22 protein-coding genes are annotated in these 25,259 nt (G+C 54.5%); 13 read left to right on the forward strand and 9 right to left on the reverse strand.

All coding sequences use genetic code 11. From position 1 onward, the window contains the following. Positions 1–21: 21 nt before the first annotated feature. The 3 genes from feoA to greB all read right to left on the reverse strand — a co-directional run bounded on the left by feoA (position 22) and on the right by greB (position 3,499). Positions 22–249, reverse strand: a complete 228-nt coding sequence (feoA, locus tag MUU46_RS12620) for a ferrous iron transporter A (protein WP_159757594.1) — start codon at positions 247–249, stop codon at positions 22–24. Between the two features lie 352 nt (positions 250–601). Beyond that, on the reverse strand, positions 602–2,923 hold the full coding sequence (locus MUU46_RS12625) for a Tex family protein (RefSeq protein WP_258965693.1): 2,322 nt from the start codon (positions 2,921–2,923) through the stop codon (positions 602–604). A 102-nt stretch (positions 2,924–3,025) separates the two neighbouring features. Then, positions 3,026–3,499 (reverse strand): transcription elongation factor GreB, encoded by a 474-nt coding sequence (greB, locus tag MUU46_RS12630; RefSeq protein ID WP_110511798.1) that lies wholly within the window; start codon positions 3,497–3,499, stop codon positions 3,026–3,028. Positions 3,500–3,726: 227 nt separating this feature from the next. Between greB and ompR the strand changes: the two genes are divergently transcribed. After that, on the forward strand, positions 3,727–4,446 hold the full coding sequence (gene ompR / locus MUU46_RS12635; protein WP_001157751.1) for an osmolarity response regulator transcription factor OmpR: 720 nt from the start codon (positions 3,727–3,729) through the stop codon (positions 4,444–4,446). Then, positions 4,443–5,792 carry a two-component system sensor histidine kinase EnvZ gene (gene envZ, locus MUU46_RS12640; protein WP_159757600.1) on the forward strand — a complete coding sequence of 450 codons (1,350 nt, stop codon included), beginning with the start codon at positions 4,443–4,445 and terminating at the stop codon, positions 5,790–5,792. Before ompR ends, envZ begins: the two co-directional genes overlap by 4 nt. A gap of 75 nt (positions 5,793–5,867) precedes the next feature. On the opposite strand, the gene pckA is transcribed toward envZ, so the two are convergent. Beyond that, entirely contained in the window at positions 5,868–7,487 is a 1,620-nt protein-coding gene (pckA, locus tag MUU46_RS12645) for a phosphoenolpyruvate carboxykinase (ATP) (RefSeq protein WP_159757603.1), read from the reverse strand. Positions 7,488–7,862: 375 nt separating this feature from the next. Between pckA and MUU46_RS12650 the strand changes: the two genes are divergently transcribed. Next, positions 7,863–9,623: a DUF4153 domain-containing protein gene (locus tag MUU46_RS12650; RefSeq protein WP_258965694.1), complete on the forward strand. Its 1,761-nt coding sequence runs from the start codon at positions 7,863–7,865 to the stop codon at positions 9,621–9,623. Positions 9,624–9,657: 34 nt separating this feature from the next. Here MUU46_RS12650 and hslO read toward each other — a convergent pair whose 3' ends face one another. The 4 genes from hslO to MUU46_RS12670 form a co-directional block, all read right to left on the reverse strand. Beyond that, positions 9,658–10,536, reverse strand: coding sequence for an Hsp33 family molecular chaperone HslO (gene hslO / locus MUU46_RS12655; protein WP_258965736.1), 879 nt, complete (start codon positions 10,534–10,536; stop codon positions 9,658–9,660). 23 nt (positions 10,537–10,559) lie between these two features. Next, positions 10,560–10,964 (reverse strand): ribosome-associated heat shock protein Hsp15, encoded by a 405-nt coding sequence (gene hslR, locus MUU46_RS12660; protein WP_110511794.1) that lies wholly within the window; start codon positions 10,962–10,964, stop codon positions 10,560–10,562. A gap of 10 nt (positions 10,965–10,974) precedes the next feature. After that, positions 10,975–11,643, reverse strand: coding sequence for a GMP/IMP nucleotidase (gene yrfG, locus MUU46_RS12665; RefSeq protein WP_258965695.1), 669 nt, complete (start codon positions 11,641–11,643; stop codon positions 10,975–10,977). 69 nt (positions 11,644–11,712) lie between these two features. Further along, on the reverse strand, positions 11,713–13,860 hold the full coding sequence (locus MUU46_RS12670; RefSeq protein ID WP_258965696.1) for an intracellular growth attenuator family protein: 2,148 nt from the start codon (positions 13,858–13,860) through the stop codon (positions 11,713–11,715). 319 nt (positions 13,861–14,179) lie between these two features. Between MUU46_RS12670 and nudE the strand changes: the two genes are divergently transcribed. After that, positions 14,180–14,746: an ADP compounds hydrolase NudE gene (nudE, locus tag MUU46_RS12675; RefSeq protein ID WP_258965697.1), complete on the forward strand. Its 567-nt coding sequence runs from the start codon at positions 14,180–14,182 to the stop codon at positions 14,744–14,746. A gap of 84 nt (positions 14,747–14,830) precedes the next feature. Here nudE and mrcA read toward each other — a convergent pair whose 3' ends face one another. Beyond that, a complete protein-coding gene (gene mrcA, locus MUU46_RS12680) occupies positions 14,831–17,383 on the reverse strand; it encodes a peptidoglycan glycosyltransferase/peptidoglycan DD-transpeptidase MrcA (RefSeq protein WP_159757618.1) in 2,553 nt (850 codons plus the stop codon). 241 nt (positions 17,384–17,624) lie between these two features. Here mrcA and MUU46_RS12685 point away from each other — a divergent pair, with 241 nt between their 5' ends. From MUU46_RS12685 to dam, 9 genes are all read left to right on the forward strand, one after another. After that, positions 17,625–18,347 carry a type IV pilus biogenesis protein PilM gene (locus MUU46_RS12685; protein WP_258965698.1) on the forward strand — a complete coding sequence of 241 codons (723 nt, stop codon included), beginning with the start codon at positions 17,625–17,627 and terminating at the stop codon, positions 18,345–18,347. 1 nt (position 18,348) lies between these two features. Then, entirely contained in the window at positions 18,349–18,888 is a 540-nt protein-coding gene (locus MUU46_RS12690; protein WP_258965699.1) for a PilN domain-containing protein, read from the forward strand. Continuing rightward, positions 18,872–19,303 carry a HofO family protein gene (locus MUU46_RS12695; protein ID WP_258965700.1) on the forward strand — a complete coding sequence of 144 codons (432 nt, stop codon included), beginning with the start codon at positions 18,872–18,874 and terminating at the stop codon, positions 19,301–19,303. Before MUU46_RS12690 ends, MUU46_RS12695 begins: the two co-directional genes overlap by 17 nt. Beyond that, the gene (locus MUU46_RS12700; protein ID WP_159757629.1) at positions 19,296–19,694 is read left to right on the forward strand and encodes a HofP DNA utilization family protein; all 399 of its coding nucleotides are present in this window, start codon (positions 19,296–19,298) and stop codon (positions 19,692–19,694) included. The genes MUU46_RS12695 and MUU46_RS12700 overlap by 8 nt, the downstream gene beginning before the upstream one ends. Then, positions 19,612–20,844, forward strand: coding sequence for a DNA uptake porin HofQ (hofQ, locus tag MUU46_RS12705; protein WP_258965737.1), 1,233 nt, complete (start codon positions 19,612–19,614; stop codon positions 20,842–20,844). Before MUU46_RS12700 ends, hofQ begins: the two co-directional genes overlap by 83 nt. Positions 20,845–21,113: 269 nt before the next feature. Beyond that, on the forward strand, positions 21,114–21,635 hold the full coding sequence (aroK, locus tag MUU46_RS12710; protein ID WP_110511784.1) for a shikimate kinase AroK: 522 nt from the start codon (positions 21,114–21,116) through the stop codon (positions 21,633–21,635). A 171-nt stretch (positions 21,636–21,806) separates the two neighbouring features. Beyond that, positions 21,807–22,895, forward strand: a complete 1,089-nt coding sequence (gene aroB, locus MUU46_RS12715; RefSeq protein WP_258965701.1) for a 3-dehydroquinate synthase — start codon at positions 21,807–21,809, stop codon at positions 22,893–22,895. Between the two features lie 89 nt (positions 22,896–22,984). Continuing rightward, positions 22,985–24,304 (forward strand): cell division protein DamX, encoded by a 1,320-nt coding sequence (gene damX / locus MUU46_RS12720; RefSeq protein ID WP_258965702.1) that lies wholly within the window; start codon positions 22,985–22,987, stop codon positions 24,302–24,304. 120 nt (positions 24,305–24,424) lie between these two features. Continuing rightward, on the forward strand, positions 24,425–25,246 hold the full coding sequence (gene dam, locus MUU46_RS12725) for an adenine-specific DNA-methyltransferase (RefSeq protein WP_159757642.1): 822 nt from the start codon (positions 24,425–24,427) through the stop codon (positions 25,244–25,246). Positions 25,247–25,259: the final 13 nt, after the last annotated feature.

Genomic DNA, 25,259 nt, shown 5'->3' on the forward strand with positions numbered 1-25,259 from the left:
ACTCGCTGTGTCTGGCGGGAATTAACGGATAAGCGCTTCGATTTCAATTAACGCCAGGTCTTTTTTGCGTAATACCAGGCTGACGCGACGGGTTTCAATATGAACCGGATCGCCAAGTGGTGCGACGCGTACGACATGAAAAGAAGAGCCAGGCAACATGCCAAGCGAAAGTAATTTCTGCCGATAAGCCGGGCTAATTTCACGTGAGAACCCGGTTATCTTCCACGTACTGTCAGGAGTGAATTGCATAAGACCTGCTTGAGTCGCTAATTGAAAATCCCTTCATACGCGTGCAAGGGCGTACGAAACCAAAGATGGTGCCAACAGGAAAAGGATAAAATATCAACAGTGACGATGATAATGAGAATGGTTTCCGTCTTCAATCAATAAAATGTGAACGGATGTTCATTTACCAAATAATTGGCGCGAATTTGATGTGGCTCAATATTTATTGCGGGAAAGGATGTTTGCGAAAAAGCAGAGTTGTTATCAGGGTGAAAAAAATAATGAGAATAATTAACGAGAGGTAAAAAGGCGTGTCTGAATAATGACGTGAACTGTCAGCCCCGCGGGTAAATAAACGGGGCTGACGGAGAGTGACTTATTTTTTCTTCATTGCTGCGGCCAGTGCATCCATCATAGCGCTATTTCCGGCTGGCGTGGCTTCACGTCCACGCGGTTTTGCCGCTTTGGCTGCCGGTCGCGCATTCTGCTCACGACCGCCCCCGCGACGGCTGTTGGTGTCGCCAGGCTGCTCGTCCAGACGCATGGTCAGTGCGATACGCTTACGCTGCATATCCACTTCCAGCACTTTGACCTTCACGATGTCGCCTGCTTTTACCACTGTGTGTGGGTCTTCGACGAATTTATCGGCAAGGGACGAGATGTGAACCAGGCCATCCTGATGCACGCCGATATCCACGAATGCGCCGAAGTTGGTGACGTTGGTCACCGCGCCTTCCAGCACCATGCCTGGTAGCAGGTCATTCATGGTTTCCACGCCGTCGGCAAATTTCGCGGTTTTGAACTCAGGACGCGGGTCCCGGCCCGGTTTTTCAAGCTCTTTGATAATGTCAGTCACGGTCGGCAGACCAAAACGGTCGTCGGTAAAATCGACCGCTTTCACGTTACGCAGTTCACCGCTGTTGCCCATCAGCTCTTTCAGCGCCTGCTGGGTCACCGCCAGAATGCGTTCCACAACCGGGTACGCTTCCGGGTGTACGGTCGAGGCATCAAGCGGGTTGTCGCCGTGGTTGATTCGCAGGAAGCCCGCGCATTGTTCAAAGGCTTTCGGTCCCAGACGACTCACTTTAAGCAGCTGTTGGCGGTTCTGGAACTGACCGTTTTCATCACGCCAGGTCACGATGTTCTGCGCCATCATGCGCGTCAGGCCCGCGACGCGGGTCAGCAGCGGAACGGAGGCGGTATTGAGGTCAACGCCGACGGCGTTCACACAGTCTTCAACCACCGCGTCCAGTTTGCGCGCCAGCTGGCTCTGGCTAACATCGTGCTGGTATTGGCCGACACCGATAGATTTCGGGTCGATTTTCACCAGCTCCGCCAGCGGATCCTGCAAGCGACGGGCGATAGACACCGCGCCACGAATAGACACGTCGAGATCCGGGAATTCGAGTGCTGCGAGTTCGGAGGCGGAATACACCGACGCTCCGGCCTCGCTGACGATCACTTTTTCAGCCGTTACTTTCGGGAACTGCTGCTGCACGTCGAGGTAGAAACGCTCGGTTTCGCGCGAGGCGGTACCGTTGCCAATCGCCACCAGTTCGACGTTGTACTTTTCGCACAGCGCTGCCACAGCAACCGCCGATTTCGCAGCCTGGCCGGTATGAGGGTAAATGGTGTCAGTGGCGACCAGCTTGCCGGTGCCATCAACCACCGCCACTTTCACGCCAGTACGCAGACCGGGATCGAGACCCATGGTCGCACGCAGGCCTGCCGGAGCAGCCATCAGCAAATCGTGCAGGTTGCGGGCGAAGACGTTAATCGCTTCGTCTTCCGCACGTTCGCGCACGGTGCCCATCAGTTCAGTTTCGAGGTGCATCAGCACTTTGATGCGCCACGTCCAGCTCACGACGCCTTTACGCCAGCTGTCTGCCGGGGCGTTATTCAGACGCAGATTGAGATGGTCGATGATGATGTGTTCGCAGTGGCTCTCTTTTGGCGGCTCATCGAACTGCGGATCGGCGTTCAGAGAGAGCTGCAAAATACCTTCGTTGCGGCCACGGAACATCGCCAGCGCGCGGTGAGATGGCGCGGTAGCAATCGGCTCGTGGTGAGCGAAGTAATCACGGAATTTCGCGCCTTCTTCCTCTTTGCCGCTGACCACAACGGCGACGAGATGGGCATTTTTCCACAGATAGTTACGCACTTTCGCCAGCAGTTGGGCGTCTTCGGCGAAGCGTTCCATCAGGATATAGCGGGCGCCATCGAGGGCCGCTTTAGTGTCGGCCACGCCGTTATCAGCGTTGATGTATTTCGCGGCTTCGTCTTCCGGTACGTGCGACGGTTCGTTCCACAGCAAATCGGCCAGCGGCTCGAGGCCTGCTTCAATCGCGATTTGCCCGCGGGTACGGCGCTTTGGTTTATACGGAAGGTACAAATCTTCGAGCTCGGTTTTGCTCAGCGTGCCGTTGATGGCTTTTGCCAGTTCGTCGCTCAGTTTGCCCTGATCGTCGATAGTCTTGAGAATCGACTGACGACGGTCTTCCAGCTCGCGCAAATAGCCAAGACGGGTTTCCAGGTTACGCAGCTGGGTGTCGTCCAGACCGCCGGTGACTTCCTTACGATAACGTGCAATAAACGGCACGGTGTTCCCTTCATCAAGCAGACGAACGGCAGCAGTAACCTGTTCGTTTCTGGCCTGAAGTTCACCCGCAATAATGCGGCAGAGCGAATCATTCATCATGGCTTTATTTCATCTGTAGGATCAAAAATAGGGGATAGTTATACGGATTGGCCAGCCAAAATACCAGCCGGACCTATCCGTAATCAGAGTGTTCCAGGAGCGTTATTTCACATACTCGATTTCATTGACATACCAACTGGCATCGCCCGCTGGAGTCTGCACAACGGCGAGGTCGCCGACCTCTTTTTTCAGTAGCGCGCGGGCCATCGGTGAATCGATGGAGATGTAATCTTTGCGCCCGAAAATTTCGTCATAGCCGACAATACGAAAGCGTTTGGTGTCGCCATCGTCATTTTCGATTTCCACCCAGGCACCGAAGAAGACTTTGCCTTCCTGCTGCGGGGAGTAATCGACGATTTTTAAATTTTCCAGGCATTTGGTCAGATAGCGAACTCGGCGATCAATTTCACGCAGACGCTTTTTGTTGTACTGATAATCAGCGTTTTCGCTGCGATCACCGAGGCTTGCGGCCCAGGTGACTTTTTTCGTCACCTCTGGGCGGTCTTCGCGCCAAAGATAATCCAGCTCTTTCTTCAACTTCTCATACCCTTCACGGGTGATTAGCGGCGTTTTCATTGTGGTGCTACCTTGTGACTACTTGTGCTTGCGCACATTTTGCCTCACAGATTACGGCAATTGGTTAAAAAATAGTTTTCTGTGATGAATTGTACAGATAAGCTGCTGTAAAATATGCTTTGTAACAATTTCGGCTAGAATTTATACCAGATTTAGCTGGAGCCTAGCGTACGCTTTTTTGAGAATACGTACTCATAATTGTTATGAACCTTCTGGGAGTAAAAACAATGCAAGAGAATTATAAGATTCTTGTTGTGGATGACGACATGCGCCTGCGTGCGCTTCTTGAGCGTTATCTGACGGAGCAAGGCTTCCAGGTTCGAAGCGTCGCCAACGCCGAACAGATGGATCGCCTGCTGACCCGTGAATCCTTCCACCTGATGGTGCTGGATTTAATGCTGCCTGGCGAAGACGGTCTCTCCATTTGTCGTCGTCTGCGCAGCCAAAGTAACCCGATGCCAATCATCATGGTTACGGCGAAAGGCGAAGAAGTTGACCGTATCGTGGGCCTGGAAATTGGTGCTGACGACTACATTCCGAAACCGTTCAACCCGCGTGAGCTGCTGGCCCGTATCCGTGCCGTGCTGCGTCGTCAGGCGAACGAACTGCCAGGCGCACCGTCGCAGGAAGAAGCCGTTATCGCATTCGGTAAGTTCAAGCTGAATCTGGGTACGCGCGAAATGTTCCGCGAAGACGAGCCTATGCCACTGACCAGCGGTGAATTTGCGGTACTCAAAGCGCTGGTGAGCCATCCGCGTGAGCCTCTGTCCCGTGATAAACTGATGAACCTGGCGCGTGGCCGTGAATATTCTGCGATGGAACGCTCCATCGACGTGCAGATTTCCCGTCTGCGCCGCATGGTGGAAGAAGATCCGGCGCATCCGCGCTACATTCAGACCGTGTGGGGCCTGGGCTACGTCTTTGTGCCGGACGGTTCTAAAGCATGAGGCGAATGCGCTTCTCACCACGAAGTTCATTTGCCCGCACGCTGCTTCTCATCGTCACCTTGCTGTTCGTCAGCCTGGTGACGACCTATCTTGTGGTCCTGAACTTTGCGATTTTGCCGAGTCTTCAGCAGTTCAATAAGGTACTGGCTTACGAAGTCCGTATGCTAATGACCGATAAACTGCAGCTTGAGGATGGCACCCAACTGGTGGTGCCTCCGGCATTTCGACGTGAGATTTACCGCGAGCTTGGCATTTCGCTCTATTCCGATGAAGCAGCGGAAGATGCCGGACTACGCTGGGCGCAGCATTATGAATTCTTAAGTCAGCAGATGGCGCAGCAACTGGGTGGCCCGACGGAAGTTCGCGTTGAGGTCAACAAAAGCTCGCCGGTTGTGTGGCTGAAAACCTGGCTGTCGCCCAACATTTGGGTGCGCGTGCCGCTGACTGAAATCCATCAGGGCGACTTCTCGCCGCTGTTCCGCTATACCCTTGCAATAATGTTGCTGGCGATAGGCGGCGCATGGCTGTTTATTCGTATTCAGAACCGACCCTTGGTCGATCTTGAGCACGCGGCTTTGCAAGTCGGTAAAGGGATAATTCCGCCGCCGCTGCGTGAGTATGGCGCATCGGAAGTGCGATCGGTGACTCGAGCCTTCAACCATATGGCGGCAGGCGTTAAGCAGCTCGCTGACGACCGTACGCTGTTGATGGCAGGTGTGAGTCACGATTTACGTACGCCGCTGACGCGCATCCGTCTGGCGACCGAGATGATGGGCGAAGAAGACGGTTACCTTGCCGAATCCATCAACAAGGATATTGAAGAGTGTAACGCCATCATTGAGCAGTTCATCGACTACCTACGTACAGGCCAGGAAATGCCGATGGAACTTGGCGACCTGAATTCAGTACTCGGCGAAGTTGTGGCGGCAGAAAGCGGCTATGAGCGTGAGATTGAAACGGACATGCAGGACGGGGAAATCCCAGTACGGATGCACCCGCTGTCGATCAAGCGTGCGCTGGCCAATATGGTGGTGAACGCCGCTCGCTACGGAAATGGCTGGATCAAAGTCAGCAGTGGCAGCGAGCCAAACCGCGTCTGGTTCCAGGTGGAAGATGATGGCCCAGGCATTAAGCCTGAACAGCGTAAACACCTGTTCCAGCCATTTGTGCGTGGTGATAGCGCACGCAGTACCAGCGGCACCGGACTGGGTCTGGCTATCGTGCAGCGCATCATCGATAACCATAACGGCTTGCTGGAGATTGATACCAGTGAGAAGGGCGGATTGTTGATTCGGGCGTGGCTGCCGGTGCCGGTCGTGCGAACTTCCAGTACCAAAGAAAGCTAAAAAAAGGCCCGACACGATGATGTGTTGGGCCTTTTACTTTGGCAGACGGGCAGCGTAGGGCTACCCGCAGTCTCTTTACAGTTTCGGACCTGCCTCAACCAGCGCCGCACCCGCAGGGGTATCGGTGTACTTCTCGAAGTTTTCCACGAATAGGTTTGCCAGCGCTTTGGCTTTCTCCTGCCACTGTTCAGGTGATGCGTAAGTATTACGCGGGTCCAGAATACGCGTATCCACACCTGGCAGTTCAGTTGGGATCTGCAGGCTGAACATCGGCAGTGTGAAGGTTTCAGTGTTATCCAGCGTGCCGTCGAGAATAGCGTCGATAATGGCGCGCGTATCTTTAATCGAGATACGTTTACCCGTGCCGTTCCAGCCGGTATTGACCAGATATGCCTGCGCGCCGGAGGCCTGCATACGTTTCACCAGCACTTCTGCGTACTGCGTCGGGTGCAGTGACAGGAATGCTGCGCCAAAGCAGGCGGAGAAGGTTGGCGTTGGTTCGGTTACGCCACGCTCGGTACCCGCCAGTTTGGCGGTAAAACCAGACAGGAAGTGGTACTGCGTCTGGTTAGCCGTCAGGCGAGAAACCGGCGGCAGCACGCCGAAAGCGTCAGCGGTCAGGAAGATAACTTTGTTTGCATGGCCCGCTTTCGATACCGGTTTCACGATATTGTCGATGTGGTAAATCGGGTAGGAAACGCGGGTGTTTTCGGTTTTCGACGCATCGTTGAAATCGATGGTGCCGTCGGCCAGCACGCTGACATTTTCCAGCAGAGCGTCGCGGCGAATGGCGTGATAGATATCCGGCTCGGCTTCTTCTGACAGGCGAATGGTTTTCGCGTAGCAGCCGCCTTCAAAGTTAAACACGCCGTCGTCGTCCCAGCCGTGCTCGTCATCGCCAATCAGGCGGCGTTTCGGATCGGTGGAGAGAGTGGTTTTTCCGGTGCCAGACAGGCCAAAGAACACCGCCACATCGCCTTTTTCGCCGACGTTCGCTGAACAGTGCATCGAAGCGATGCCCTTCAGCGGCAGCAGGTAGTTCATGATCGAGAACATCCCTTTCTTCATTTCGCCGCCGTACCAGGTGCCGCCAATCAGCTGCACGCGTTCGGTCAGGTTGAAGGCTACGAAGTTTTCGGAGTTCAAACCTTGCTCTTGCCAGTTCGGGTTAGTGCATTTCGCGCCGTTCATCACCACGAAGTCAGGCTTAAAGGTCGCCAGCTCGTCGTCCGTTGGGCGGATAAACATGTTTTTTACGAAGTGTGCCTGCCAGGCAACTTCGGTAATAAAGCGCACGCACAGTCGAGTGTCGGCGTTAGCGCCACAGTACGCATCGATGATAAACAGGCGCTTACCTGAAAGTTGTTGGGTGACAAGTCCTTTGAGTTGCAGCCAGGTTTCTGGGGAGAGCGGTTTGTTGTCGTTCTTGCCTTTGCCTTTATCTGCCCACCACACGGTATCGCGGGTGGTGTCATCACGGACAATGTATTTATCTTTCGGCGAACGACCGGTAAATATACCGGTGTCGACGGCGATAGCACCGAGATTCGTCAGAACGCCACGCTCGTACCCTTCCAGATTGGGGTTGAGCTCTTCCTCAAATAACGTGTCGTAATCAGGGTTGTAGACGATATCCTGGACGTCGTTGATTCCATAAGCCTTGAGATCCTGCGGGGTTATACCTTTAACACGCATGTCACTGCTCCTTAGCCAATATGTACTGCCAATGATTGTAGGGTTGTTTGAGGGTTATTGACCGCGACCAGGCTCATAGATTTGCGTATCCGGACTCTCGTCAAACTAACGGAAAACACGGTGACTCCTGTCACGAGGCGAGACAGATTATGGCAGGAAACGTTTTTTAGTGGGGGGAAATGTTCCTAAACCGTTAACAAATGGTTTAATGAGCTGAGGGAATGTGAATGTAATCGCATTCCTGAAAATAAGTTACGGAAGGGTTACAGAAAAAATCGATTCACTTCTCGGCCACATATCTGAAAACCGGCGAAAAGATGTGCGTACTCATCTGCTCTGTATGAAAATGCAGCTTTTATTAACAGGGTTGTTGCGATGAAAAATGAAAGCGGATATTCCCCAGGAGGCCGGACGGCGGTCTTGCTGGTAGGCGCTGTGCTAGGGGGCCTATGCTACCTGTTGGGACGCCATTATCAGTTGAGGGTACAGACGGATGACAATCTGTGGTCGCTGGGCATCATCATGATGGCGGTCCCTGCCACCGTCATGGTGACCTCAACATTGACTTCATCCCGACTCTCTCTACACCTGAGGCTTATCACCTTGGTCGTGATCTGGGGATTACTGGCGCTGTTGGGTATCGCTGCCGCTCGACAGGATGCGTTTTCCGGCCTGGAGATGTGGGAGCGTCGGGAGTGGTTTCTGGCGTTCAGCGTGCAACTGATGTTCATCGGCCTGTTATTACTCCCCTGGCTGCAATGGCGCTTTGAACCGTCCGAAGGGCAGACGTTTTACACCGCATTTTATCGCCGATACGGTAATAACGTACTGACGTTGCTGGTCGTGATGATGGCAAGCGGCCTCTTGTGGTTGATTTTGCTTTTGTGGGCAAAATTGTTCGTGATGATTAATATCACTATGTTTTACAAGGTATTTTTTGATTCCGGATGGTTCTTTTCACTGGTGACGGGGGCGGTCTCTGCCCTGGTGGTGGTATTGACTCAGCGCCTGACAAAGCGGTTCGAGGCGATACAAAATCTGTTGACGCTTATTGCCAGTTGGCTGTTGCCGTTGGTGTCTCTGCTCACCCTATCGTTCATTATGGTTCTGCCGTTTGTGGGGCTCGAGGCGCTTTCACATCAGCTTTCAGCCGCCGGGTTACTGAACTGTTTGGCGCTGATTTCTCTGGTGCTGGTCACCGTCGTTTTCGGTCCAGAGCGCAATGTACAGCGCTACTCTTCAGGACTGCGCTATCTGATTTATGCTTCTGTGCTGGCGTTGCCGCTATATGCGCTTCTGGCATCATGGGCGCTTTGGCTGCGCATCCATCAATACGGGTGGACGCCCGATCGCCTTTATGCGGTGCTGGTCACCAGCATCACGGTTATCTGGGCATGTGGCTACTGTGCCAGCCTGCTGTTTAGCCGACGCGATCCCCTCAAATTACAGGATATCGTGGTGCCTGCCGTCTTCCTGCTGATGTTGATTCTCCTCATTCTGTTGCGCACTCCGCTCCTGGATGTGTGGAAAATTAGCGTGAATGACCAGATGTCCCGTTATCAGTCAGGAAAAATAACGGCGGAGCAGATTAGCCTCAACATGTTGAGCCAGGCGGGTCATCGGGGGCAGCAGGCCTTACGCACGTTACAGCAGAACGAGAAATTTATGGCAGACCCTCAGCGCAGGCGAGAGCTGACCCTGCTGTTGACGCCGCGAGAAAAACTCGACGCGCCAGTGACGCAAGCGAGGCTGAAGGAAAGCATTACGGTCGTGCCCGCGGATTTACAGCCGGAGGCGCAGCTGTGGGGCGCTATCGGTAACGAGCGGTATCTGGCTACGTCCTGCCTGGGGAATAAGGAGGATTGCCTGCTTGTCAGCCAGGACCTCAATCATGATGGGCAGCCTGAATGGGTCATCTATCAATTTTCTGAGGGAAGGGCGATTGTTTATGGGCGTAAGGATCAGGGATGGGTCATGGCGGGACAATCCCGGCGTTTTCCTCAGGGGTTAACCCGGGAGGAACTGCTTCAAGCGCTGGCTCAGAAGAAAGTGATAACGGTGCAAAAGGAGTGGGATGATATCGCCATCTTTGGCGAGCGGGTTAAGATTGATTATTACGACACGGTCGGGCATTAGTGTTTAAAAGCTCCCCAGAAGGGAGCTTTTGCTATCAATGAACCTGCGGATCTGCCGGGGAGGCGTTGTTGCGGATCTCAGCAATGTCCATCGAATTGAACACGTAATGGCTGCCGCAGTAGTCGCAGTTCATATCGATTTCACCGTCATCAGCCAGAATGCTGTCAACTTCTTCATCTGGCAGCGTTCTCAGCGCATCGGCGCAGCGCTCACGGGAACAGGTGCACTTGAATTCGACGGTTTGTGGGTCGTAAACCGTCACTTCTTCTTCGTGATACAGACGCCACAGCACGTCGTTCGCTGGCAGGCCAAACAGCTCTTCCGCCTTGATGGTGTCGGTCAGTGTCGCCAGGTGCTCAAAATCGGAGGTCTGTGCGTTTTGCGCTGGCATCACCTGCAGCAGAATCCCGCCCGCCGCCATTTTGCCATCGTGCTCACCGGTACGAATGATAAGACGCGTCGGCAGCTGTTCGGAGCGCAGGAAGTAGTCTTCCAGACACGCCGCCAGTGTATCGCCTTCCAGACCCACCACGCCCTGATAGCGCTCGCCTTCTTCCGGCGCAATGGTGATAACCAGATAACCGTTACCGACCAGCGTTTTCAGATCCGCGTTTTCCGGGATATCACCCTGAACACGCGCCACACCGCGCAGCTGTTGATTGTTGTTGCCGTTAATTACCGCCAGCGACATGGGACCATCACCCTGCAACTGCACGGTGATGTCACCGGCAAACTTCAGCGTCGCGGTCAGCAGACTGGTTGCCACCAGCAACTCGGCCAGCACGTTTTTTACCGGCTGTGGATAGCTGTGGTTAGCAAGAACCTGCTCCAGCGTTTCGGAGACGGTGACCAGTTCGCCGCGTACGGCCACGTTTTCAAACAGATAGCGATGTAATTGATCGTGTTGAATCATCATTTTCTCTCTTAAGGGAACGGCTACTCACTGTTCCCATGTTTAAATCTCATCAGGTCGCGGCGCTCTTTTTTATCAGGGCGACGGTCGGGGTGCGGCATGGTCAACGCGTTGAGCTTGCGGGCCACGGCCATTTTTTCCCGTTTTTCGATACTTTCGGCTGTTTCTTCGTACAGCAGCGTGGCTTCGGTGGCCGGGCGTCGCTGCTCGGTGATGCCTTTAATCATCACCGTCCGTTCGTCGTTGCCCTGACGCAGCGTCAGCATGGCGTTCATCTCCACCACTTTGCTGGGTTTGCTGCGCTGTCCGTTGTAATGCACTTTACCGCCTTCTACCATTTCGCGCGCAACCGCGCGGGTTTTGTAGAAGCGGGCCGCCCAGAGCCACTTATCCAGCCGGACGGCGGCTTCGGTGGGTTTCTCTTTCATGGCTTCTCCTTCACCGGATCCCGGGGATCAGGCGACGATAATCATTCAATGCCGGGTGACGCTGATACTGTTTTTCCGCAATGCCGGAGTCAGGATTGGTGACGCCCAGGCAGTAGCGAATACCGAATAACGCGGCGGCATCGAGGATTGGCTCGCTGTCGTCAATGAATAGCGTCTTATGCGCATCCAGTGTGGTTTCTTCGGCTACAGCCTGCCACAAACGCTGATCTTCTTTCGGATAACCAAATGTGTGGGTGGAAAGTAATAAATCAAGGTGTGACGCCAGACCGGTATGTTCCAGCTTCACCGCCAGGTTATGCGGATGCGCGTTGGTCAGCAATATGCGGCGCTTGCCGCTGGCTTTCAGAGCATCAAGGAACGGCACGGTGTCTTCTCGCATCACGGCGTGCGGACCTTGCGCGGTTGTCATGGCGCAGATATCCAGCCCCAGGCGCTCGCTCCAGAAGTCCAGACAGTACCAGTTTAGCGTATGCTGCACGGCGTGATATTCCTGGCTGATACGTTCCCGAGCTTCCTGCGGGCTGATGCCGTTTTGCGCGCCGTAGGTTTCCGGGACCAGCTGCTGCCAGAAATAATTGTCGAATGCGAGATCGAGAAGCGTACCGTCCATATCCAGCAGAACGGTGTCGACCTCATTCCAGTCGATGTCAAAATGCATGTTGCGTCTCCAGCCGGAAGAATGCGCGACAGGTTATCACACCGGTCGCGCGAGCGGGAGCAGGACGGTTTAGCTGTCTGTGGGATCCTGGTGCAGCAGGTCAGGCGAGGTCAGCAGCACGGGGTTAAGGCTGCTTTCGTAATATTTATGAATTTCCGCCATGCGCATGCCGTGACGATGGTAGCGGCGAATGGCCTGAACCCCGTTCCAGACAAAGCACCCCAGCATCGCCAGCATCAGCAGCGTAATGCTGACGTAGCGCCACAGGCCAGAGCTGTCAGGCATACGGTGCAGATTGATGTGTTTGGTGCCATTGGCGTCGGTGTAGAGATTGGTGACAATCCCTTCGGCGTTGAACGGCGTGTGCATCAGCATACCGGCGAGGCGCTGGAATTCAGTCCACTGTTCGTGTGCCGGGTAGTCGTACAGGCTGACCGAAGGCCATGGCTGCGACACCAGATCGCTGCCTTCGTCGCTGGTAATCAGGAAACCACCAGGCGCCGGGCTGTTTAAGGCCTGCGCCGCGCGCGAGGTTTCACGCATCACAAACGGTGCGGTTGAAGTTGTAACCAGATTATCCAGTGATTCCGCGCTGACCGGGCGCAATAGCACGTTTATACCATCCAGTTTTCCGGCGCTGGCCCGCTTAGTCAGGGTTTCCCAGTCGCGGGTGTTACCGAGGTTGACCAGTGCATTCTTCAGACGCGCACAGTCGTCTTCAGCAGAGCACAAATCTTGTGTTTTCAGCACGATATCGGCGAAGTCATCTAATAACACCATCCCGGATTTTTGAATGGCTGAGCGCAGCGCCGGACTGACGCGAGAACTGTCATCCGGGCTGGGATGTAGCTGGCGATTCACCGCCTGTATCAGCGCTGTGGCTTTAGTGACGATATCGGATTCCGGCAGCGGAAGCGGCGGGGCGTCATTCCAGATAATTTGCGAGCAGTCAAAAGGCATAAACGGCGAGTTATCCTGCGCGGTCCATGTTCCCTGCGAATGGATATTGCACATGCCGGTGCCGGAAATATGCAGCGTATCGCCGACACGTACGCCAGCCAGATCGAGCTGGTTAACGGTGGTGGCCTCAATAGTTTGCGCACCTTTCAACCACGATATCGTAAACTTAAACGGCATCCCGAGCGGAACGCTCATCCACAGCATCACCACAATCAGCAGCGCGCCACCGGCAATAATGGCGCTGCGAAGCCAGTGCTGGAGCGGGAAGTGCTTCACTTCATTATGCAGTGACAAAAAACGGCCCTGACGCACGACGTGACGGTCGAGGTAAATGTCGATATCGGTTTGCTGGCCGAGATCCTGCGCGATAAACGGCTGCCAATGGCGCGGATAAATCAGGTCGATAATGCCGAGCGAAATGTTGTTGATGTGTTCCTGGTCGTTTTCACCGAACAGGCCCCAGCGTTTCGGCGTGCCTCGCAGGCAGTGAATTTCGCGCAGCGCGGTTTTCGACGGCGGAGCAAACAGGCCCCACAGGCCAAATGCCAGCAGCAAAATCGCCCCCCCGGTGACCCACGGGACAAACACTTCCGGTACCATCAGGGCGCAGAAAAACAGCAGGAATGAGCCGACAATCAGCAGCGCTTCACGCAGGCCGTCCGGGCGACTCAGGGCATATTCTTCGTGGCTTTCCTGGCGAATATTCAGCAGTTCAATCTGCTCGCTTTCTTCCCCGCGAATGGATGCCTGGGTCGAGGGTACTTGCTCCAGCGCGTAGCCTCGCGCTTCCTGCTTATGGTCGCGCAGCGTATGGCCGTTGAGGGAAATGACCAGCGGCAGGGAATCAGTGTGGATCAGTTCAACTTCGTTCTCGTCATTGATGTACTGCTCCCAAAAAGGCGGCAGATGGATTTCAATGGAGTCGAGGAAGTAGCGCCACTTGTTCGGATCTTCCGTGGTGATACCGTAGCGGGTGATCGACTGAGTGACGATATAGACGGTGTTGCTCTGGGCATTAAGCGTCAGCAAGGACGGTGCCACTGTGGCACCGGATGCAGGAACTTCCAGCGTGCGGCTCAGGCCTTCGACATAACTTTCGACGGCACTGTGTTCTTCGCTGGACATCTTACGCGTAGTTGCGCCAATAAACGCATGCAGCCGGGGAATACGCCGGTGCTGTGAGCGCTGTCGATAGAACCACCCTGCAAGCAATGCGCAGGCCAGCATAGCAGCGAAAAGAATCAAAAAGGTGCCCATGCTTTTCCCATCATACTTATTCTTACAGGTTTCGTCGGTTGCCCATTAACACAGAACGTGAGCCCGTAGTTAGCTATCGGCACGTATCACCCAGAACTTGAACGATTTATTACGTTCTGACGCAACTTTTGAGCATATCAGAGGTCAACGCAAGCGAATATCAGCAAATTCTCAAACTCATTGCAAGGTCTTGACTTTTTGTTTAAAAAAGTGACTCATGCTGAAAGTTACACAAATGTAAATATGTGAAGTCGGGAATTGCCTAAACTGTGCGGCATGTCGCACAATTACCCTGTCATCACAGCAAACACAGGTCACCATGGATAAACCCTTAACAAAACCCACCATCCATAAAATCGAAACGGTAGCGCGTTCTCGACTGTTTAGTGTGGAGAGCGTGGACCTGGAATTCAGCAACGGCGAGCGCCGCGTGTATGAACGGATGCGTCCTTCCACGCGTGAAGCGGTGATGATAGTCCCCATTGTTGACGACCATCTTATTCTGATCCGCGAATACGCCGTGGGAACGGAATCGTATGAGCTCGGGTTTTCGAAAGGCCTCATCGATGCGGGTGAAAGTGTGTTTGAAGCCGCCAATCGCGAGCTGAAAGAGGAAGTGGGATTCGGTGCCAATAACCTGACGTTTCTGAAGAAACTCGGGATGGCACCGTCGTACTTCTCCAGCAAAATGAATATCGTAGTCGCGGAAGATCTTTATCCGGAATCATTGCCGGGTGATGAACCTGAACCGCTGCCGCAGGTGCGCTGGCCACTGGCTCAAATGCTGGCGTTGCTGGAAGACCCCGATTTTAACGAAGCCCGTAACGTGAGCGCGCTGTTCCTGGTGCGTGAATGGCTGAAAGCGCAGGGCCGTTTGAGCGAGTAGGCCCGGTAAGCGTAGCGCCTTCAGGCAAAAAGTCTCAGGCGCTTTATTGAAATCAGCAAAAAGGCGCCAGAGGCGCCTTTTTTGTCAGAACAGTTCGTGAGTTTCGCCGTTATCCATTAGCGTGGTGCCCACTTCGCGCACCGCCTGTTGGGTCGGTTGCGTGCCCTCTATAAAGAACTCTTCGCGACTGCTGCCCCCGCTTGCCAGCTGCCCGGTGCTACGGTCGATATTGACTGTCACCACGCCCGATGGCGGCGTAAATGGCTGCTCAGGCACGCCTTCCAGCGCCGCTTTCATGTACAGGTCCCAGGCTGGCTGGGCGCTCTTCGCGCCGCCTTCGTAACCGGAAATCTGATCTTTAATCGCGCCGGAAGCGGTAGTGCGGCCAAGGTCACGGCGATGATCGTCAAAGCCAATCCACACCGATGTCACCACCCCCGGACCGTAACCTGAGAACCACGCATCTTTCGAGCTGTTGGTGGTCCCGGTTTTACCGCCGATATCATGGCGCTTCAGGTCACGACCGGCACGCCAGCCTGTACCCTGCCAGCCTGGTTCGCCAAATATATTGGTATTTAGCGCGCTCTTAATCAGGAAGGAGAGTGGCGTGCTGATCACGTGCGGAGCATATTCCTGGCCACCACTGCGGGCAACCAGCGCCTGGTTCGCTTGTTCAAGGCTAGGCATCGGTACCGTAGAGTTTTTCGGTTCGAGGGACGTGGCCACGTCTTCAACGTCTTTATTTTCCAGCACGTTAGACTTCGGCGTATCACCGTAAATCACCGGAATATCGCAATCGGCACAGGAAATCTTCGGTTTGGCTTCGAAAAGCGTCCCGGCCGCGTCGTTTTCAATTTTACTGATGAAGTACGGGTCAATCAGGAAGCCGCCGTTGGCCATCACCGAGTAACCGCGCGCCACCTGAAGCGGCGTAAAGGAGGCGGAGCCGAGCGCTAACGATTCTGTCCGCACAATGTTATTGGCCGGGAAACCAAAGCGCTGCAGGTATTCTGCGGCGTAGTCCACGCCCATCGCACGCATCGCGCGTACCATCACCACGTTTTTCGACTGGCCGAGACCCTGGCGCAGACGAATCGGACCGGCGTACTGCGGCGGTGAGTTTTTTGGACTCCAGTCGGAACCTGCCCCAGCATCCCAACGGGAAATTGGCACGTCGTTCAGGATGCTCGCCAGTGTCAGACCTTTGTCCATCGCCGCGGTATAAAGGAACGGTTTGATGTTAGAACCGACCTGACGCAGCGCCTGGGTGGCACGGTTGAATTTGCTCTGGTTGAAATCAAAGCCGCCAACCAGCGCAATAATGGCGCCGTTTTGCGGATTGATGGACACCAGCGCGGAGTTCACGTCCGGAACCTGCGCCAGCCACCAACTTTCATTCACCTGGCGAACCCAAATTTGCTGGCCGGTCTGGACAACGTCGGTGACTTTTCGCGGCGTAGAACCCTGCTGGGTGTCGGAGCGGTACGGACGCGCCCAGCGCATTCCGTCCATGTTCAGCTGAACCGATGTGCCGTCGGCGGTCATCGCCATGGCTTGCTGAGGATCTGCCGATGTGACCACTGCAGGCTCAAGTGGTCCGTAGGTTGGCAAGCTCTTCAGCGTATCGGTAATTTTCTCGCTGTCCCACGGTGTTTCGCCTACTTTCCACAGCACGTTGGCCGGGCCGCGATAGCCGTGACGCATATCGTAATCCATCACGTTGGTGCGCAATGCATTTTGCGCCGCCAGCTGATCTTTACGACCGATAGTGGTGTAAACGCGATAACCGTCTTCGTAGGCCTGATCGCCGTAACGGCTGACCATTTCCTGGCGCACCATTTCTGTCAGATACGGCGCGGAGAAAGCAATTTCAGGCGCATGGTAGCGGGCATCAATCGGTTCGCGGACGGCTGAATCGAACTGCGCTTGGGTGATGTAGTTTTCACTCAGCATACGCGACAGCACCACGTTACGGCGGGCGGTCGCTCTGTTCATCGAATACAGCGGGTTAAAGGTTGACGGCGCCTTCGGCAGGCCAGCAATTACCGCCATTTCGCTCAGCGTCAGCTGATCAATCGACTTGCCAAAATAGACCTGTGCGGCAGCACCGACGCCGTAAGCGCGATAGCCGAGGTAAATCTTGTTCAGGTACAGCTCGAGAATTTCATCTTTGCTGAGTAGCTGCTCAATGCGGATCGCCAGGAACGCTTCTTTAATTTTACGCGTCAGCGTTTTTTCCGGGCTGAGGAAGAAGTTACGCGCCAGCTGCTGAGTAATGGTACTCGCACCCTGAGAGGCGTGGCCGGAGAACAGCGCCACGCTTGCCGCACGGAAAATCCCCACAGGGTCAATCCCGTGATGCTCGTAGAAACGGCTGTCTTCTGTCGCAATAAAGGCTTTCGTCAGCTCTGGCGGCATTTGGCTCAGGGTGACCGGAATACGACGTTTTTCACCGTACTGGGCAATAAGCTCGCCATCGGCGCTAAAGACTTGCATTGGGATCTGCAGGCGCACATCCCTGAGCGTGGCTACGTCGGGTAGCTGGGGCTCAATAAATTTGTAGAGGCCATATATCGAGCCTGCTCCCAGCAGAATGCAACAGACTGCAAGGATGAATAAATACTTTACGAACTTCACCGGAGATTTCCCATTTAGAGGTAATTGGGCAGTTTATAAACAAACGCGCGGTAGTATAAAGGCAAGCCTGAAGCATTGATATACCCGTCATATTTCAAACTGTATGGGCGTTGGCTGCATTCGTTCACCCCAGCGACTTACTCAAGTAAGTTCCTGGGGACTCATTTACTTGCCGCCTTCCTACAGTTCGAACTATTTAGGGAATCGCTCGAATGGGTTGATGGATAAGGAGATCGGAAGAATGGCTTACAGGCAATGGCAGGCTGGATTGCACTTTCAGCAGGATAGTATCGTCTGCGTCGCGCTACAGAAAACACGTTTAGGGCGAGCATTACGTCGCTGGTGGCAACTGCCGCTGGAGGATGAAAATTGCGATAAAAGTAAGGCGGCGGCGCTGCGCCGAATTCAGCGTGAAATGCCGCGCTTTCATCGTGTTGCGGTCGCACTTCCCGTCTCAGATACGTTACAAATTCAGCTGCCACCTCCACAGATGACGCTGCGTGAAAGCGAGCTTGCGCAGTGGGTAGCCAGCACGGTGGCAAAACAGCTCGAGATGCCGGCCGAAAGTCTCATCTTCGACTACCAAAACGCTGACACGAATAGTTACAGCGTGACCGCCGCCAGAAAGCACGATATTGAACAGTTGCAGCAGCGCTTGCGCGTGGCGGGCCTGAATCTCTGCTCGGTCACTCCGGATGCCAGCGCTTTACAACACTTTCTGCCGTGGATGGACAGCGACATCCCGGGGATCTGCTGGCGCGACAAAGACCAGTGGCTGTGGGCAACGCGCACCGCCTGGGGCAGCAACGCAGAACTGCCCGACGGATTGATGCATTGCACGACGCAGCCCGCTGGCGGGCAATGTTTTAATCCGTGGTTTTCCTTAAGCCAGCTCCAGCCTCCGCTGCCGGAATGCGGTGACGCGTTCGCTATTGCCCTCGCGCTCGCGCTGGGAGTGAACTGAGATGCGCCGACAGGTGAACTTACTGTGCTGGCGCGAACAGCGCCGACGTGCGTGTTTGCGGTTATGGGGCGCGATGTTTATCGGTATTTTTTTGATAACACTGGCGCTGATTATCGCCGGTCGAGTCCGGCAGTCGCAGCAGTATACCTGGCTGGCTTTGCGACAGGAGAGCGACCAGGCAGTGCGCCAGATGCTGACTCAACAGGAGCGGCGGCTTCATGTGGAGCAAGCGCGTGCGCAGGTCGTCAAACGGCGTGAGCGGCAGCGGATGTTGACGCTTCGCTGGCAAACAACGCTGTTGACACTGGCGGAAAAAATGCCCGCACAGGCGTGGCTCACCGCGCTGGAGTGGCAGGACGATGCATTGCGCTTCGCGGGTCTGGCAAACCGCTTCCCTACATTGGCTCAGATTGATCTCGTGGCACGAAGTCTGCCGGGCTTTGGCACAGTCACACCGGGCGCAACGCGTCGCGATGAAAGAGGGCGCTGGCAGTTTAGCTATCAACTGCAGACGGAGGCCATTGATGTTGAGATTCGCTGACCGCTGGTGTGATTTTTCACCGCGGGTGCGGCTCGGAATCTGGTTAATGATGCTGGGCGGGCTGGCGGTTGCCGGGCGTTTTTGCAGCCCTGAACCGTTAATTGAGCCAGACCTGTCTCCCCTCAACGCGCAGTGGCAGAAAATTATGCCGCTGCTGCCTGTCGCTCCTCGCGAATCGCCCGCGCTGACGAAACCTTTTTCGGCACTCGATATGGATAGTCCTGGCAGCCGTGTTGTTAGTTGGCAACCGGCAGGCAGCGGGGGAGAACTCACGCTGGAGGCGAACTGGGCGGGCATTCCGCCTCTTTTTAATCAATTGGCTGAGCGGGGTCGCGCCGTTCGGGAGTTTAGTATCCAGCCGGAACAGCAGCATTTGCGGCTGACGCTGCTGATTGAGGCTAATGGTGATGACTGACTGGCGGGTGCTATTCATGCTTTCGCTGCCGTACCTGCTCGGCATGCGTGACCCGTTCCAGCAGGTAGAAGATCCATGTGCCACATCTGAGCAGACGCGCTGGCATTACCACGGCTCGGTAAGCAACGGCACGCTGCGAACGGGTATCGTGCAGGTACCCGGCGGCAAATGGCGACGCCTGAATCAAGGGCAGCGTTTGGAAAATGGCTGGACGGTCGCAGACGTTCAGCCTGGCTACATGGACATCACTACCGGCATGGATTGCGAACCTTCGCAGTGGCGCTGGATGAAAGAGGGAACGAAACATGATTCGAAGGATGCTTCTGGGCTTATTGCTGATGATCTTCGCGGTATCGGGCAAGGAAAAGGCGGTCTCCCTGACGGTGGATGAGGTGCCCGTTGCGCAGGTCTTACAGGCCATTGCCGGGTTGGGCGAGCGGAATATCGTTATCGCTCCCGATGTCAGCGGGCAAATTTCGCTCCAGTTCAATAATCTGTCGTGGATGCAGGCTCTGCAGACGGTGGTGCGCAGTGCGGGTCTGACGCTGGAAAGGCAGGGCAGCGTGCTGTTCGTGCATACCAAAGCATGGTTGGCCGAAAAGCAGGCCCAACGCGAAGCTGAGACCCAGCGGCGATTATCGACAGTACCGTTGAAAGGCCAAAGCGTATCTCTGCAATATGCGGATGCCGCAGAGCTTGCCAAAGCCGGGGAGAAACTACTGAGCAGTCGCGGGGCAATGACGGTCGATAAGCGTTCAAATCGCCTGCTTATTCGCGATGACACCCAGCACATTACCGAGTTGCTCGCCTGGGTTAACGAGATGGATTTGCCGATTGGCCAGATTGAATTAACTGCTCATATCGTAACAATTAATGAGAAGAGCCTGCGCGAACTGGGCGTGAAATGGAGTCTGGCCGATGCCGACGGCAGCGTAGGCCTGGGCAAGATAACTACTTTGGGCAGTGACCTTTCGGTGGCAAATGCGACCACCCATGCCGGGTTTAACATTGGCAAAATCAGCGGAAGGCTGCTGGAACTGGAGCTCTCAGCGCTGGAACAAAAACAGCAGCTGGAGATTATCGCCAGCCCGCATCTGCTGGCGTCGCACTTGCAACCGGCAAGTATCAAACAGGGTACGGAAATCCCGTATCAGGTCTCCAGCGGAGAAAGCGGTGCGACGTCGGTGGAATTTAAAGAAGCAGTTCTCGGCATGGAAGTGACGCCAACGGTGCTGCAAAATAACCGCGTGCGGCTCAAACTGAAAATCACCGAAGACATGCCTGGGCAAGTTTTACAGCAAGCGGAAGGGGAAGTTCTGGCGATAGATAAGCAGGAGATCGAGACGCAAGTTGAGGTGAAAAGTGGCGAAACGCTGGCGCTAGGTGGGATTTTTTCGCAAAAAAATAAGTCAGCGCGAGACAGTATACCGGTGCTGGGCGACATCCCCTGGCTGGGTCAGTTGTTCCGTCATGATGGAAAAGACAGCGAACGACGAGAGCTGGTTGTGTTCATCACACCGCGTATTATTTCTGTGCAATAAAGGATTTACTGACATTCTTTTCGTACTGAACACGTTTCAGGTGTTTGACGTGAGACCGGATTTAGCATACAAGGAGTACCGATTTGAGAGTCGGTGCCCTGCAAAATCTGGTAATTATTAGAGTTGCCAAACCTGCCGGTATATTGAGATAATTTTCGGTCTGACTCTCGCACTATCGCATATGAGGTTTCAGTTCATGCCTGGCGTCGCCGTTGTGGTTCGCGTCGCGGGTTTATTATTAACGAAATAGTCTTAGTAGTACCGAAAAAATGGCAGAGAAACGCAATATCTTTCTGGTTGGGCCTATGGGTGCCGGCAAAAGCACTATTGGGCGCCAGTTAGCTCAACAGCTCAATATGGAATTTTACGATTCTGATCAAGAGATTGAGAAACGCACTGGCGCTGACGTGGGCTGGGTCTTTGATGTCGAAGGCGAAGACGGTTTCCGTGACCGCGAAGAAAAAATCATCAACGAATTGACGGAAAAGCAGGGAATTGTGCTGGCAACTGGCGGCGGCTCTGTGAAATCCCGTGAAACGCGCAATCGTCTCTCCGCTCGCGGCGTTGTGGTGTACCTCGAAACCACAATTGAGAAGCAATTGGCGCGTACGCAACGTGATAAAAAGCGTCCGCTGCTGCAGGTTGAAACGCCACCGCGTGAAGTCCTGGAAGCGTTAGCAGGCGAGCGTAATCCTTTATACGAAGAAATTGCCGATGTCACTATCCGCACTGACGATCAGAGCGCGAAAGTGGTGGCAAACCAGATTATTAATATGCTGGAAAGTAACTGATTCTGGTCAACGCTATACGAAATCGTTCAAGCTGCATCATGGCGGCAACGGCGTGAACTCTTGCTGACATCTGTCAGCAATCGGGGAGCGAAAGTAACCGACCAGCGAGCAGCCTGAAGGATTACGTGTAGATAGCCAGTAAATGCTAGTAACCAAGGTGGACGTCGCGTTATGGAGAGGATCACAGTAACTCTCGGGGAACGTAGTTACCCGATTACCATCGCGGCTGGTTTGTTTAACGATCCAGCTTCTTTCCTGCCACTGAAGTCGGGCGATCAGGCAATGCTGGTCACCAACGAAACTTTGGCACCTGTCTATCTGGACAAGGTACGTTCAGTGCTTGAACAGGCTGGCGTGAAAGTTGACAACGTTATCATTCCTGACGGCGAGAAGTACAAGACGCTGGCAGTGATGGAAACGGTTTTCACCGCGTTACTGCAAAAACCTCATGGTCGTGATACCACACTGATTGCCCTCGGTGGCGGTGTGGTAGGCGATCTCACCGGATTTGCGGCCGCAAGCTATCAGCGCGGCGTGCGTTTTATCCAAGTGCCGACCACGTTATTGTCACAGGTCGATTCCTCTGTTGGCGGAAAAACTGCCGTTAACCATCCCCTCGGTAAAAACATGATTGGCGCCTTCTGGCAGCCGATGAATGTCGTTATCGATCTTGATTGCCTGAAAACGCTCCCTGAGCGCGAACTTTCCTCCGGCCTGGCCGAGGTTATTAAGTACGGCATCATTCTGGATGCAGAATTCTTCTCCTGGCTCGAAAACAACATCGATGCAGTGATGGCCCTTGATGAAAAAGCAATGGCCTACTGTATTCGTCGCTGTTGTGAGCTGAAAGCCGAAGTTGTTGCCGCAGACGAGCGCGAAACCGGCTTACGTGCTTTACTCAATCTGGGGCACACCTTTGGTCACGCTATCGAAGCCGAAATGGGTTACGGTAACTGGCTTCACGGTGAGGCGGTCGCGGCCGGAATGGTCATGGCGGCACACGCTTCGGAGCGCCTCGGTCAGTTCGAGGCAAAAGATACACAGCGGATTATTGCCCTGCTCGAACGGGCGAAGTTGCCGGTTTCCGGCCCGCGTGAAATGTCTCCCGACGCGTACTTGCCGCATATGATGCGGGATAAAAAAGTACTCGCCGGTGAGATGCGTTTGGTTTTGCCGCTTTCGATTGGCAAAAGTGAGGTGCGTGGCGGTGTTGCGCACGATGTAGTTCTTGGCGCCATTGCTGATTGTCAGCAGGCGTAACTAATAAGAAAGGTCATGCCGCAATAGCGGCGTTTAACTTCAGGTGATGTGCAAGTGTCGTTGGCATAAGCCTTTTAGTGGGGTGTTAAATGGATGAATTCAAACCAGAAGACGATCTGAAGCCCGATCCCAGCGATCGTCGTGCTGGTCGTTCCCGTCAATCTTCCGATCGTGAAAACGATCAGCAGATTAACTTCGATGAGGTCGATCTCGACGCCGACGAACGCCGCCCGGCGCGTACCCGTAAGGTACGTGAAGAGCGCGAGGAACAAGATGAAGAAGCGTATTACGACGAGTCTGAAGAAGACCTCGAAGCGGAAGAGCCTGTAGAGCAACGCCCGCGTAAACGCAAAAAAAAGCCAGCCAGTAAACCGGCTTCCCGACAGTACATCATGATGGGTGTGGGTATTCTGGTTCTGCTGCTACTGATTGTTGGGATTGGCTCTGCGCTGAAAGCGCCGTCATCTTCCAGTGAGCAGGCTTCTACTGATGCGAAGAGCATCGATCTGGCCGCGAACAACGGAGCACCAGCCGATCAGGCTAATGGCGCCCAGCCTGCCCCTGGCACTGCGCCAGTGGATCCGAATGCCGCGAATTCTCAGCAGGACGTTTCCCTGCCGCCAATCTCTTCTACCCCAACTCAGGGTCAGAATACTGCTGCGCCGCAAGGACAACAGCGTGTCGAAGTGCAGGGTGACCTGAACAACGCGCTGACTCAACAGCAGGGTCAGATTGACGGTGCCGTTGCAAACTCCACGCTGCCGACAGAACCTGCAACTGTTGCACCAGTGCGTAATGGTAGTGCTTCACGTCAGCCAACCAACACCGCAGAAAGTGCACCTGCTGCTACGACCCGCCCAGAGCGTAAACACGCTGTGATAGAGCCGAAGCCGCAGAGCAAACCACAGGCGACAGCGAAAGCCGTAGAACCTAAGCCGGTTACGCAGCCTAAGCACACTGAAACTGCGGCGACCAGCACGCCAGCCAAATCTACCGCACCAGCGGCAGAGCCAGCGAAGCCTGCTGCAACCAGCACCGCAAAACCGGCAGCAACGACTGCAGCGCCAGCCGCAGCAGCGACTGCAACGGCAGCGACGGCGACCGCAGCGGGTAAAGAAACCGGTGATGTTGGCTCGCTCAAAACCGCTCCGGGTTCGCAGTACACTCTGCAGCTCAGCAGCTCGTCAAACTATGACAACCTGAACAACTGGGCGAAGAAAGAGAATATCCAGAAGTACGTGGTCTACCAGACTACCCGTAACGGTCAGCCTTGGTATGTACTGGTCAGTGGTAAGTATGCGACAAAAGACGATGCGAAACGTGCCGTTGCTGCGCTGCCTGCCAATGTCCAGGCGAAAAACCCATGGGCGAAACCATTGCATCAGGTTCAGTCTGACCTGAAACAATAGCAGTACATGACACAGCGCCTTCAGTCTGCATTTGCGGGCTGAAGGCGAATGTGTTTTTAAGCGCAGGATGCTGCAGGAGCTTTTCTCCTCAGCCGGAGAAAGTGTAAGTAGCCAGACAGCATGAAAAAAAATCGCGCTTTTTTGAAATGGGCAGGGGGAAAATATCCTCTGCTGAATGATATTGAAAAACATCTGCCACAAGGCGAATGTTTGATCGAGCCCTTCGTCGGGGCCGGTTCCGTATTCCTGAACACCCGTTATTCCCGCTATATCCTTGCTGATATCAACAGCGATCTGATTGATCTCTATAACATTGTCAAAACGCGGACCGCTGAGTACATTGTTGCCGCGCAGGCGATGTTTGTCCCAGCCAATAACAATTCTGAAATCTATTACCAGCTGCGGACTGAGTTCAATCAATGCCGGGAGCCGCTGCGTCGTGCGGTGCTGTTTTTGTATTTGAACCGTCATGGCTACAACGGCCTATGCCGCTATAACATGAAGGGCGAGTTCAACGTGCCGTTTGGGCGTTATAAAAAGCCGTACTTCCCGGAAACCGAGTTAAACCATTTTGCGCACAAGGCGCAGAACGCAGAATTCTATTGCATGTCCTACGAGGATTGCATGGCGATGGCGAACCAAGGCTCCGTGGTGTACTGCGATCCGCCATACGCACCGCTATCCGCGACCGCCAATTTTACCGCCTACCACACCAACAGCTTTAGCCCGGCGCAGCAAGCGCACCTGGCAGAAATGGCGGAAAAACTGGTCAGCAACCAAATACCGGTGTTAATTTCGAACCATGACACGCCCGATACGCGTGAGTGGTACAAAGCAGCAAAACAATTTCAGGTTAAAGTCCGGCGCAGCATCAGCAGCAACGGTGGCACGCGCAAAAAGGTGGATGAACTGCTGGCGCTGTATCGCCCGGCAAAACCATAATCGTTTTCAAGGA

It is taken from the genome of Scandinavium tedordense, from assembly GCF_024764965.1.
GTDB classification, from domain to species: Bacteria; Pseudomonadota; Gammaproteobacteria; order Enterobacterales; family Enterobacteriaceae; genus Scandinavium; species Scandinavium tedordense.